The organism is Paenibacillus thalictri, from assembly GCF_004307995.1.
Lineage (GTDB): Bacteria > Bacillota > Bacilli > Paenibacillales > NBRC-103111 > Paenibacillus_AF > Paenibacillus_AF thalictri.
The window spans coordinates 346,851-359,228 of the sequence record NZ_SIRE01000003.1; the positions used below are offsets into that span (position 1 = coordinate 346,851).

Annotated in this window: 12 protein-coding genes; 11 read left to right on the top strand and 1 reads right to left on the bottom strand. The window is 50.3% G+C overall.

Annotation, left to right across the window (positions count from 1 at the left end; all coding sequences use genetic code 11):
- Positions 1-127: 127 nt before the first annotated feature.
- The 10 genes from EYB31_RS03775 (at position 128) to EYB31_RS03820 (ending at position 11,563) form a co-directional block, all read left to right on the top strand.
- Entirely contained in the window at positions 128-1,873 is a 1,746-nt protein-coding gene (locus EYB31_RS03775) for an ABC transporter permease (protein WP_131011932.1), read from the top strand.
- Between the two features lie 86 nt (positions 1,874-1,959).
- Positions 1,960-3,090: an ABC transporter ATP-binding protein gene (locus EYB31_RS03780; protein WP_131011933.1), complete on the top strand. Its 1,131-nt coding sequence runs from the start codon at positions 1,960-1,962 to the stop codon at positions 3,088-3,090.
- A 106-nt stretch (positions 3,091-3,196) separates the two neighbouring features.
- Entirely contained in the window at positions 3,197-4,339 is a 1,143-nt protein-coding gene (locus EYB31_RS03785) for an extracellular solute-binding protein (protein ID WP_206105431.1), read from the top strand.
- Positions 4,340-4,373: 34 nt separating this feature from the next.
- Positions 4,374-4,913 carry a cupin domain-containing protein gene (locus EYB31_RS03790; protein ID WP_131011934.1) on the top strand — a complete coding sequence of 180 codons (540 nt, stop codon included), beginning with the start codon at positions 4,374-4,376 and terminating at the stop codon, positions 4,911-4,913.
- 27 nt (positions 4,914-4,940) lie between these two features.
- Complete coding sequence (locus EYB31_RS03795) at positions 4,941-5,549, top strand: cupin domain-containing protein (RefSeq protein WP_131011935.1); 609 nt, start codon at positions 4,941-4,943, stop codon at positions 5,547-5,549.
- Positions 5,550-6,049: 500 nt separating this feature from the next.
- Positions 6,050-7,168 (top strand): cupin domain-containing protein, encoded by a 1,119-nt coding sequence (locus tag EYB31_RS03800; RefSeq protein ID WP_131011936.1) that lies wholly within the window; start codon positions 6,050-6,052, stop codon positions 7,166-7,168.
- 311 nt (positions 7,169-7,479) lie between these two features.
- On the top strand, positions 7,480-9,210 hold the full coding sequence (locus EYB31_RS03805; protein WP_206105432.1) for an ethanolamine ammonia-lyase reactivating factor EutA: 1,731 nt from the start codon (positions 7,480-7,482) through the stop codon (positions 9,208-9,210).
- A gap of 33 nt (positions 9,211-9,243) precedes the next feature.
- Positions 9,244-9,927, top strand: coding sequence for a class II aldolase/adducin family protein (locus tag EYB31_RS03810; RefSeq protein WP_131011937.1), 684 nt, complete (start codon positions 9,244-9,246; stop codon positions 9,925-9,927).
- Positions 9,928-10,060: 133 nt separating this feature from the next.
- Positions 10,061-10,279, top strand: coding sequence for a hypothetical protein (locus EYB31_RS03815; RefSeq protein ID WP_131011938.1), 219 nt, complete (start codon positions 10,061-10,063; stop codon positions 10,277-10,279).
- 18 nt (positions 10,280-10,297) lie between these two features.
- Entirely contained in the window at positions 10,298-11,563 is a 1,266-nt protein-coding gene (locus tag EYB31_RS03820; RefSeq protein ID WP_206105433.1) for an MFS transporter, read from the top strand.
- A gap of 61 nt (positions 11,564-11,624) precedes the next feature.
- On the opposite strand, the gene EYB31_RS40815 is transcribed toward EYB31_RS03820, so the two are convergent.
- A complete protein-coding gene (locus tag EYB31_RS40815) occupies positions 11,625-11,987 on the bottom strand; it encodes a hypothetical protein (RefSeq protein WP_240762032.1) in 363 nt (120 codons plus the stop codon).
- Between the two features lie 45 nt (positions 11,988-12,032).
- On the opposite strand from EYB31_RS40815, the gene EYB31_RS40820 reads away from it, so the two are divergent.
- A complete protein-coding gene (locus EYB31_RS40820) occupies positions 12,033-12,362 on the top strand; it encodes a rhodanese-like domain-containing protein (protein WP_240762034.1) in 330 nt (109 codons plus the stop codon).
- Positions 12,363-12,378: the final 16 nt, after the last annotated feature.

Genomic DNA, 12,378 nt, shown 5'->3' on the forward strand with positions numbered 1-12,378 from the left:
GGGAGGCCTTAAAAAAAATCTGCAATCGTTCCAAATAAAGGAACCGGTTGCATACCTCCGCTCATTTTCAGGGTAATATTATATTGTAAGCCGGATTGAAAAATAACTAAAAGGGAAGAGGTAGAAGATGGCTGTCATCAGAAGTGATGCGGGTGACTTCCCACCTTCGGTCAAAACCAGGAGACAGTGGGATTTAAAGTGGGTCATCATCGGTTTGGCGGTACTGACGGTTTCGTTCTTTGCATTAGTTCCTCTTGTTTTTCTGCTGCACCAAAGTTTCATGACGCCGGAGACGGCGTCTCAAGCGGCGACGTTTACTTTAGACAACTTTGTGAAAGCGTATTCTTCGGCGGAGACGCTAAGGCTCTTTGGGACGTCCGTGCAGTTTGCGACAGGAACGGCGCTGCTAGCTTTTACGATCGGGACGGTGCTCGCATGGATGAACGAACGGACGAATACGCCTTTTAAATCGTTATTTTATTCGTTGTCTATTGTGCCGTTGATCATTCCTGGTATTTTGTTTACGGTTTCATGGATTTTGTTGGCGAGCCCGGAGATCGGACTGCTCAACCTGTTTCTGCAAAAGGTGTTCCATACGAAATATGTGTTTTTTAATGCATATTCGATGGGCGGTATGATCTGGGTGGACGGCCTTCATTACTCGCCGATGGCGTTTCTGCTGATGAGCTCGGCCTTCAGAGCGATGGACCCGTCGCTTGAGGAATCGGCGATGATGAGCGGTGCGGGGATCCTGCGGATTGCTTATCAGATCACGCTGAAGTTGTCTTGGCCGGCCGTATTTGCCACGTTTCTCATTTTGTTTGTCCGCTCGATCGAATCGTTTGAAGTGCCGGCGCTGCTGGGACTGCCTGTAGGCATCGAGGTATTCACCTCCTCCATCTACAAGGCGATTCACTCTTACCCCAGCGATGTAGGATTGGCTTCGACTTACGCCATATCGCTGCTGCTTGTCACTTCGGTTGGGGTTTACCTGCAGTCGCGCTTATCCACCTCGGGCAGCAAATATTCGACGATGACCGGAAAGGGCTTCCGTCCGCGCGAAATGGATCTTGGCAAATGGAAATATGTAACCGCTGCGATTTTCATTTTGTATTTCATGTTTATCGTTATTTTGCCGGTGCTCGTCATGATATGGTCATCGCTGCAGAAGTTTTACAGCGTCCCGTCTATGGAAGCGCTTAAAAACTTGTCGTTTGACGCTTACGTTTATATTTTCAAATACCCGACGGCGGCCAAATCGGTTCTGAACAGCTTGGTTTTGTCGATCTCGACGGCGACGGTCATTATGATCCTGACCGCGATTATTACGTGGATTGTCGTTAAAACGAAAATCAAAGGCCGCTGGCTGCTGGACAACATCGCATCGATGCCGATGGTATTCCCGGGGCTGGTGCTCGGATTATCCATCATGATTTTTTATTTGAACGTCGATGTTGGGGTCTATGGAACGATGTGGATTATGTTTATCGCTTATTTCACCAGATTCCTGCCTTATGGCTTAAGGTACAATACGACCTCCATGCTTCAGGTTCATAAGGAGCTTGAGGAATCTGCAGCGATGAGCGGCGCTTCATGGGGCACTACGTTCCGCAGAATCATTTTGCCGCTGTTGAAGCCCGGTATGGTGGCCGGATGGATCTACATTATGATCGTATCCATACGCGAGCTGTCGAGTTCGATCCTGCTTTACAGCCCGGGGAACGAAGTTATTTCGATCGCGATCTGGGAACTATGGGAAAACGGCCAATACGTTCAGCTTTGCGCTCTTGGAGTGATGATGATTATCGCTTTGTTCGGACTTGTTCTGCTTGCCCAGTTCGTCAGCAAGAAATTCGGTGTTAAAGAAGCCTGATTTGTTTGTTAAAGTGAGAGTTCAAAAAGACGTCTTTTTGAACAACCTTAAAGAAACGCCGCACATTTTTTGGAGGTGGTCTTGAAGTGTTAATAGTTAAAGACATGTGCAAAGAGTACCCTAACGACCAAGGACAAGTGGTGAGAGCAGCGCAGCATATTTCGTTTGAGGTTGCGCAGGGCAAGCTGTTCACCCTGCTTGGTCCAAGCGGCTGCGGTAAAACGACGACGCTCCGTTCGATCGCGGGGCTGGAAAAGCCGTCGTCGGGTGAAATCATTGTCGGTGGCAGAGTGCTTTATTCATCGGACCGCAAAATATTCATTGCGCCGAATCAGCGCGATATCGGCATGGTGTTCCAATCTTATGCGATTTGGCCGCATATGAACGTGTTCGAGAATGCAGCGTTTCCACTGCGTGTAGGCAAGGTGAAGTATAGCAAAAAGCAGATCGAAGACAAGGTGCTTCGCGCTTTGCACGCTGTGGCGCTTGACGGGCTTGAGAGCCGCGAGGCCACAAAGCTGAGCGGCGGACAGCAGCAGCGGCTTGCGTTGGCTCGCGCCCTGGTCATGGAACCGCAGCTGCTGCTGCTTGACGAGCCGCTCAGTAACCTTGACGCCAAACTGCGCGAGCGGATGCGGTTTGAGCTGAAACGGCTGCAGCGCGATCTCGGTATTACGACCATCTACGTTACGCACGATCAAAGCGAAGCTTTGGCGCTGTCCAATGAGATTGCGGTGATGAAATCGGGCCATATCATGCAGTTGGGTTCACCTAGAGAAATTTACGAGCATCCGGCTAATGAATTTGTCGCCGATTTCATCGGAACGACCAATTTCCTGAAGGGCCATATAACATCGCTGAGCGAACGTTCCGGCTACTTCAACATCCAAACCCCGATCGGCAACTTGACCGCTTTCTCCGGAGAGTCGCTGCGTGTCGGCGAAGCGGTAATCGTTTCGGTTCGTCCGGAGAACATGCATCTTTCCATAGAACGTCCGGATACGACAAACGTGCTGCAGGCGGAAATCCATACGAAAATCTTTTTGGGCGAAACCCTCGACATGCAAGTTAAAGCAGCCGATCAAATCATGCTTGCCAGAGTACATCCAAACTTCTCGCCGCATGTGGGCACCCATGTATACGTGCATATTGATGAAGAAAAATGTATTGCCTTAAGCGATACTTCCGCATCCAGTCAAACACTTAAAATTTCCTAAAAGTGAGAGTTCAAAAAGTCGACTTTTTGAACAACCTCTAAAAGAAATAAGCAGGAACTTGCGAAGCCAGTATAGGCTGACGCTACCTTTTTAAGGGGGATATGTGATGACAAAGGTTAGTGTACAAAAAGGTAAAAAATGGATGACACCGGCGGCAGCTGTGGTTGCGCTTGGTATGATTCTCTCGGCATGCGGCGGGCAAAGCGCCAAACCTTCGGCGGCTCCTGCAGCCGCACCCGGGAAAGATGCCGGACAACCGGCAGCCAGCGCTCCCAAAGAGTTGAAGACGGCTCAAGATGTTGGGCTTTATGAAGGCGCAGACCGCAATGAGCGTCTTGTCGAAGCGGCGAAAAAGGAGGGCAAGGTAACGGTTTATACCTCCATGGCCGCTGAGGATATGCAGGTGCTTGCCGATATGTTTGAGAAAAAGTATGGCATTAAAGTAACGGTTTACCGTGCCAGCTCCGAAGACGTATTGCAGCGTGTCGTGCAGGAATCCAAAGCAAAGCGCTATGACGCCGATATCGTGGAGACCAACGGTCCCGAGATGGAAGCCGTATACCGCGAAAATCTGCTGCAGGAAGTGAAGTCGCCTAACCTGAAAGATCTAATCCCGGAAGCCATTCTTCCGCATAAGCAATGGGTAGCGACACGCCTTAACATCTTTGTGCAGAACTACAACACGAGCAAGGTGAAAAAAGAAGAACTGCCCAAAACGTGGGAGGATCTGCTTGATCCGAAGTGGAAAGGGCGCCTTGGGATCGAAGGAGCCGATCAGGATTGGTACGCCGCCGTCGTCAAAGATCTGGGCGAGGAAAAAGGAACCAAGCTGTTTAAAGATATAGCCGCCAAAAACGGACTTTCCGTTCGTAAAGGACATACATTGCTCGCTCAGCTTGTCGCTTCCGGCGAAGTGCCGATGGCGCTCACCGTGTACAACTACAAAGCGCAGCAGCTTAAGACACAAGGAGCTCCGGTGGATTGGTTTGCCGTTGAGCCGGCTTATGCGCGTCCCAATGGCGTCGGTTTGCTGAAAAATTCCACGCGTCCGAACGCAGCTGTTCTGTTCTATGATTTTATGATTACGGATGCTCAGCAAAAACTGCTGGAGAAGGAATTTGTTCCGACCAGCAAGCTGATCAAGACGCCGCTTACCGATTTAAAAATGAAATTCATCGACCCGGGCATCACTTTGGACGAAAAGTCGAAATGGGACAAATTGTACGAAGAGATGCTTAAAACTAAATAAATCCACTACAGAAACCGAAGGGAGCAGGGAAAACATGGGTGTAGAGTCACATTACCACAGTAAGAAAGACCGCGTTTTTGTCAGAGCAATTGCAGGGGAATATAGCTTGAAGGATGAGCTTAAGCGTCTTCGTTCCCAACCCCGCGTTATGAAAGGCAGCGAGATCAAGTTCAACGACGGACCGCAAGCGTTCAGCAAGCATTTCGTCGAGCCGGTGGATGGCATCACGCAGACGTTTCATATCCACTTGGAAGAGTATGGACCTGGCGGCAAATCGCAGAAACATGGTCACGTGAATGAAGCGGCGTTTTATATCCTTGATGGTAAGGGCTACGAAATTCACGATGCCATCCGCTACGATTGGGAAGCAGGCGATATCGCCATCGTTCACAATAACTGCGTGCATCAGCATTTTAACGCAAGCCCGACCGAACCTGCACGTGCGCTGGTCATTAAGACCAAGCCGATGTATATGTTCATGAATTTGTTATTTCAATCACAGGTGGAGCCGCGTCCGACAGAAGCGACACCTGAAGGCGTTGGCTTTAAGGCAAGAGAAGAAGGAGACAAATAAAACACCATTTGGGAGGAGCATGACACTATGGCATGGGATGAATCGAAAGTATGGCAGCAGGGCAATGAACAGGAGAACTTTTACCAGGACCTGCTGGATGACGCAGCAGAGCGCCCGGCGCGCGACGCCAAACGCAAAAAAATTGTAAGACCAAACGAAATGCCTTGGGAGATGTCCAAGCAAGGGCTGCTCAAGCATTTGCTGAACGAGCAAATGAATACCCGCATGGAAACCGTTGACGCTTATATGCAAATCATTCCTCCGGGCAGCAAATCAGGGAAACACCGCCATCTGGCGGAAGAATGCTTGTATGTGCTCGAAGGCAGCGGTTACGACTTGCATCAAGATTGCGATGTGGAAATTACCGATACGTATCACTGGAAGGCTCAAGACGAAGTGAAGCGGTTCGACTGGCAAGCGGGCGACGTTATTTATATACCGCCGAATACGATCCACCAGCATGTCAATGCGGATCCGGATAAACCGGTCCGGCTCATTTCCGCGATCAACCGGATTTATAAATATTGCGGTTTAAACGACGTGGAGCAAATTGAAAATGCGCCTGAATACGATCCGTCCGTCAAGCTGGATGCGGAAGTCGTATCGCAATATATTGCCCGTAAAGCCAACGTATAAAAACATACGAGGCGAGGAGGTGCGCAGTTGTTTTACCGGCTGCGCAGTTCTCCCCCGTTTATGCGGGGCTGCTGAAAAAGTAGCGGATTGAGCGAAATCATGCTGGAGAAGCACCAGCGTTCGCTTTTGTCCCCGAATTTCACTTGCCGGAAGCAGATAAATTCAAGAAATTCGGGGACAATTGGCGATCGTAAGCATGCTTCGCTCATGCAGCGTTCACTTTCCAGTGGCCACGCTTACTCAGCCCGTTTTTGCTGGCGCAAAAACTCAAAGTCTATCCTTACGCAGCTAGTTTTTGCTGCGCAAAAACTCAAAGTCTATCCTTACGCAGCTAGTTTTTGCTGCGCAAAAACTCAAAGTCTATCCTTACGCAGCTAGTTTTTGCTGCGCAAAAACTCAAAGTCTATCCTTACGTAGCCAGTTTTTGCTGCGCAAAAACTCAAAGTCTATCCTTACGTAGCCAGTTTTTGCTGGCGCAAAAACTCTTAGGAGGTCATCACATGGCAACACAGGAACCTAAAGTATCGGAAGAACTAGCCAAAAAATTTGCTACGGAAAAAGAATCCGCCTACACCCGATGGGTGCGCAATGAAGGCCTTGACATCATCGGGGCGCATTACATCTACGATCTTCATACCGTGGAATTGAAGCCTTGGGCGCGCAGAGGCGGCAACGGCGTATATATTAACCACGAAGCATCGCGCACAACCAACGACTGTTATGTCTGCGAAATCCCGACCGGCGGCAAGCTTGCTCCGCAGCGCCAATTGTACGAAGAAATGATCTACGTGCTCGACGGCAACGGTTCGACGACCGTATGGAACGGCGAAGGCAAACGCATCACTTTCGAGTGGCAGGCCGGTTCGCTGTTTGCGATTCCGCTGAACGTATGGCACCAGCATTTTAACGGCTCCGGCCAGGAACCGGCTCGTTTCCTCGCGGTAACGAACTCTCCGGTTGTGATTAACCTGTATGATGACGCCGACTTTATTTTTAATACCGAATATGATTTCAAAAACCGCTTCAACGGCGAACCGGACTATTTCACCAACGAAGGTACGCAAAAAGGCTTGCTGCTGGAAACGAATTTTGTGGCCAACGCCAAAACGATTCCGCTGATTTTTGCCAAAGAACGCGGTGCGGGCGGCGGACATATCCGCTTTAATCTGGCTAAGGGTTCGCTAAACAGCCATATTTCCCAATTCCCGGTAGCAACTTACAAAAAAGCGCATCTTCACGGTCCGGGCGCTCACGTTATCGTGCTTGGCGGCGAAGGGTATTCCTTGATGTGGCCGGAAGGCGGCACACCGCAGAAATACGAGTGGAAAGAAGGCAGTATGGTTGTGCCTCCGGACCGCTGGTATCACCAGCATTTCAACACAGGCACCTCGCCTGCGCGTTATTTGGCGCTGAAATACGAAGGTGTGGCGCTGCGCAACGAACAAGGCGTACCCAAAGCCTGGATCAGCAAACGTCTCGGCGGCGACCAAATCGACTACGCGGACGAAGAGCAAGTTGTTCGTCAATGGTTTGACGAAGCGTTGGATAAAGTCGGCTTAACGTCGAAGATGGAAGCGGCTTATGAGGCGGAGAAAGTTGATCTGCCGCCGAAGCAGTAAATAACAACATGTGCGCCGAATCTTAAGAATTTCTTGAGGTTCGGCGTTGTGCTACCCGGAGTCAGGTGTCTGGCTGAGGAAAAAAATTATGAAGATTTATTCATGAGGGACGTATTGCGGAAAGGGATGGCACTCCACCGCTCGTGAAAACCGTGTTTTTTTACAATTTACCTTGCGGTAAAAACACGGTTTTCAAAGGCGGACGTGAACTTTCCGTACCATTCCCTTGTCCTCCATACATCGCATGAATAAATCTTCATAAAAGCTCAGGCAGACACCTGAAGTAAATAATAATAAAAGGATGTGAGGGCTTGGACAAGAAGAAGGACAACAATGAATTGTTTCATTATATATACCACGACGGCAGCGAAGACCATAAACCACAACACAAGACCCGAGATCCGCTTGAAGCGAATCTGAATGAAAAGAAAACAAGCTCGCACACTCATCGGCACGAAGAGATGCGGCCGCACCGTCACAGCGGTAACATGGTCGTATTCCTTGATGTATACGATCACGATCATGACCACGATCACAGCCATGACGATGACGACCATCATCACGATCACCATCACGAACAGCCGTTGGAGGAAAATGGCTTATGGGTCATGGACAACTTTGAGCTGATGAGCGTAGGGATCGACATCGGCTCTTCGGGATCGCAAGTTATTTTTTCCAGGCTGGGTTTAAAAAGAATGGGTGAAGACCTGTCAAGCCGTTATGTTGTTGTATCCCGGGAGCCGGTATACATGTCGCCGGTAGAGTTAACGCCTTATCGTGACGAGGAATCCATCGACGAGAAGCTGCTGGCGCGTATTATCGACGACGCTTACCACAATGCCGGCCTGTCGCCGGAGCGGATCGATACGGGAGTTGTGCTGCTTACGGGCGAAGCGATTCGGCGGCATAATGCGCAGCCGATCGCGGATATTTTGGCGGAACGGGGAGGCGAGTTCGTGTGCGCCGCAGCCGGGCATAACATGGAAGCGCTGCTGGCGGCTTACGGTTCCGGCGCTGTGTATGCTTCGTTCGAACGCAATCAGCGGATCCTGAACATCGATATCGGCGGAGGCACGACGAAATTGGCCATCGTCGAGAACGGCAAGGTGCTGGAGACTGCGGCGCTGCATATCGGCGGCAGGCTGGCCGTCATTAACGATCAGTGGCAGCTGCAGCGTCTGGATCCTGCCGGCAAAGACTTGGCGAGCCGCATCGGCTGCGACTGGAATTTGCGGGATCAAGTCGGCGAAGAGGAGTTGGTCAGGCTGACGGCCTGGATGGCTAATGCTGTAATTGAAGCGGTCTCAGGCGAAGCGCTTGCTCCGGAAATCGAATCGCTGATGCTGACACCGCATCTCCAGGAGCTGCGCGGTATCGATGGCGTCATGTTCTCCGGCGGTGTCGGAGAATACGTATACGACCGGGAAGAACGCGATTTTGGCGACCTGGGCAAACGTCTCGGCGCAGCGCTGCGCAGCCGGATTGAAGGCGGGAGCTTTCCGTGGCCCGTGCTGCCGGCGGGCGAATGTATCCGGGCAACGGTCATCGGCGCCTCCCAGTATAGTTTGCAGGTTAGCGGCAATACCAACTATATTTCCGATCAGAAGTTACTTCCCTACAAAAATTTACAGGTTATACACCCTGAAATTGAATTTGGTGAACAAGTTGATCCGGGGCAAGTCGCCCAAGCGATTTGCGAGCATCTGGAGCGGTTTGATGTGAAGGAAGGCGAAGCGAATATCGCGCTTGCTTTTCATTGGACCGGAGTACCGGCGTATGAACGGATATTTGGCTTAGCTTCGGGCATATGTCAAGCCATGGTGAAGACAATCGCCAGCGGCAAGCCGCTTATCGTCGTTTTGGACGGAGATATCGCACGCAACCTGGGCCGTATGCTGCAGATGGAGCTGCAGGTAGCGGGTCCGATTCTTTCGATCGACGGGATTATGCTACAAAATTTTGATTATATCGATATTGGCAGAATGCTGTTTCCTTCGGAAACCGTTCCGGTTACGGTCAAATCGCTTGTATTTCAAATGTAACGTCACTCAAGACAACAACGGGAGGACCATTTAATGAGCAGCGTTGCTTCGGACACATTAAAGCAAAATCTCGTTTTGGCCATTATGATGCTGGAACGAGCCGAAATTATCGATTTTAACGGTCATGTGAGCACTCGTGATCTTGAAACGGGCCATATCTTCATTAATTCGGCCTCAAGCGCAAGGAACGCACTAACAGTACAGGATATCGTCGCTATCGATGAAACCGGCAAGCCGATGGATGGGGGCGCCGCGCCGCCGATGGAACTGCATATTCACACCGAAATTTATAAAAGAAGACCGGACGTTCATACCGTGATCCATGCGCATCCGCGCTGGTCGACTTATTTCAGCATGACCGGAGTTCAGATCAAACCGGTGTTTCCGCAAGCGGCCCTTCTTGGCCATATGCCTCTTCTCGACCGGATCGACTCGATTAATACCGCGGAGCTTGGCTCCGAACTGGCCGAGACGTTGGGGCGAAACCGGGTGGCGCTGCTGAAATCCCATGGCAGCGTTATTGCAGCCGGAACGCTCGAGGAAACATTTGCGCTCTGCATCTATCTGGAGGAAAACGCCAGAAGACAATATATGGCCGCTTCGCTGGGCACTCCATACATATTAACCGGGCAGGAAGTGGAGTCTTGCGCCCGCAATTTGGGCAAACCCCATTTATACCGCAAAGTCTGGGATTACTATCAAGCCAAGCTGCGGTAGCCATCGCATCAGTAATTTGGCCGTTTCGTTCCGTCTATAGGAACATGGAGTATCCTGCGATCAATGGATGGAGTAATGTTAATGTATAGAACAACTACATTTACTTTGGTTGCGTGAGGGAGGAGAACACAACATGGCGGTTCAAAAAGAGCTTTTGGGCAAAAAGGTAGCTGTGCTTGGCTACAACGAGGACGGAGCGGAATATGCCAAATCACTGATGGAGCAAGGCGTTGAGGTTGTCATCGGGCTGCGCGAAGTCGATGCGATGTGGCCTCAGGCCGAGCGGGATGGATTTCGGGTCATGAACCTTTGGAACGCCGTAGGCGCTTCCGACATTATTCAAGTATGGTAAGACGGGAGGGGTTGCCGCTTGAATGAAGCGGTTGAAACATCGCAAAAATCGATGAAGGAAATGTGGCTTATTACGATTGGCCACGGATTAACTCACTGGTATCCGGCGACTTTTTATCTGCTGCTTCCGATCATTGGCAAGGAATTGGGACTGAACTACACAGAAATTGGCATGGTGATTTCGTTTCAATATATTGCCAGTACGATTTCCAATGTACCGGGTGGCATGCTTGTTGATATGGTGGGCAGAAAAGGGCTGCTGATGGCGTTATCGTTGTTTTGGGTCGGTTTTCCGTACTTGTTCATGAATTTCTCCAACACCTACTGGATGCTGCTCTTGTGCACATCGCTTGTCGGGATAGGAAACAATTTATGGCATCCCACCGCAATTCCTACATTGGCGCAGCGTTATCCGGAACGTAAGGGTTTCGTGCTTTCGATACACGGTATGGGCGCCAACGTCGGCGACGCTTTGGCACCACTTGCGGCAGGTTCTTTGCTGGCGCTGCTTACTTGGAGACAGGTCGTTGTCATTAATATTATTCCCGGCATCTTGATGGCGCTGATTATTCTTATCCTGCTGCGCAATTTGCAGATGGGTCCCAAGAAGAAAAAGGACAAGGATCCGGCAGAAGCTGCAAGCAAACAAAAAGAAGATGGACAAAATTTGAAGGAATATACCAGCGGACTGAAGCAGCTGTTTAAAAATCGCAGTCTCGTGTTTATTTCAACCAGCTCAGCTTTCCGCTCGATGACGCAAAACGCCTTGCTTACATTTTTGCCGTTATATTTGGCTCATGAGCTTGGTTTCTCTCCATTGTGGGTCGGTGCCGGTATGTTTTTACTGCAGATGGGCGGATTTATCGCAGCCCCGATCTCCGGTCACTTATCCGATAAATGGGGACGTAAAAAGATTTTGTCGGCCAGTATGGCAATGACCGCAATCATCCTGGTCCTGCTTGCGATTATGGGTAAATCTCCGCTGTTTATTGTATTTATCGCTGTACTTGGTTTCTTTTTATACGCGGTTCGGCCTGTAATGCAGGCATGGTTGATGGAAACTTCTCCGAAGAAGATGGCGGGAACAAGCGTAGGTATTTTGTTCGGCATGCAGTCGCTTGGTCAAGCGATTTCTCCCATGATTGGAGGAATGATTTCCGATAAGTTCGGATTGTTTTCCGCCTTTTATTTTGTAGCCGGTACGATTGTGATTGCGAATTTGCTCATTTTATTGGCTCCTCAACAAGAAAAGCCGGCCGGCAAAAACCCGTCGGTATCCGCTTAAGCTGAAGCGAGACGAACGCCAGAAAGGAGATGTAGTTATGGAAGCGCAAACAAAAGAGGCTTCAAACCACTTGCATGAGCATCACGACGGAAACCTCGGCGATGGTCATCAGCACAATCACCACGATCATGGACATGCGCACGGCCAGCACGCACACGAGCATCACGATCATGGCCACCACGCGCATGATCACCATGAACACGAACATGACCACGGCCATCATGCGAATGATCACCACGATCATGGGCATGACCACGATCATCACGCGCACGAGCATCATGATCATGGACATGACCACGGCCATCACGCGCACGATCATCATGATCATGGGCATGACCATCACGCGTATGAGCATCATGACCACGGACATGACCACGGCCATCACGATCATGATCATAACGACCATCACCATGATCACGATCATGATGATGATTACAGCACCGAGCTGGACATCTACGCGGGGCCGTTTTTGGAGCGTTTTGAAACGGAACGGTTTGACGGCATGATTCTGGATGTTAGGGAACCTTGGGAAGTGGAGCAGATTTCGATCCATGGCAGCCTGCATATTCCGCTGCAAAAGCTGCAGATCAACGTCAGCAAGCTGGATCCCGATCAAGTCTATTACGTGCTTTGCACCTCTGGAATCCGCTCGAGTTACGCAGCCGCTTATTTATATGCCATCGGTTTCGAAAACGTTTACAACATCCAAGGCGGCTTAAACGGCATATTCGAGCATGTCAGCACCCGTCCCGACCAACCCGGGTGGCTGGCGATACCCGGCGCTGCCTTGACGGAGTAATCCGGATCATTGGTTA

Excerpts from the sequence above, each read along its gene's own strand:
- EYB31_RS03795 (WP_131011935.1), top strand. The coding sequence starts at position 4,941 with ATGGCATGGGATGAATCGAAAGTATGGCAGCAGGGCAATGAACAGGAG.
- EYB31_RS03810 (WP_131011937.1), top strand. The coding sequence starts at position 9,244 with ATGAGCAGCGTTGCTTCGGACACATTAAAGCAAAATCTCGTTTTGGCC.
- EYB31_RS03775 (WP_131011932.1), top strand. The coding sequence starts at position 128 with ATGGCTGTCATCAGAAGTGATGCGGGTGACTTCCCACCTTCGGTCAAA.
- EYB31_RS40815 (WP_240762032.1), bottom strand. The coding sequence starts at position 11,987 with ATGATCGTGATCATGGTGATGGTCGTTATGATCATGATCGTGATGGCC.
- EYB31_RS03815 (WP_131011938.1), top strand. The coding sequence starts at position 10,061 with ATGGCGGTTCAAAAAGAGCTTTTGGGCAAAAAGGTAGCTGTGCTTGGC.
- EYB31_RS03800 (WP_131011936.1), top strand. The coding sequence starts at position 6,050 with ATGGCAACACAGGAACCTAAAGTATCGGAAGAACTAGCCAAAAAATTT.
- EYB31_RS03785 (WP_206105431.1), top strand. The coding sequence starts at position 3,197 with ATGACAAAGGTTAGTGTACAAAAAGGTAAAAAATGGATGACACCGGCG.
- EYB31_RS03790 (WP_131011934.1), top strand. The coding sequence starts at position 4,374 with ATGGGTGTAGAGTCACATTACCACAGTAAGAAAGACCGCGTTTTTGTC.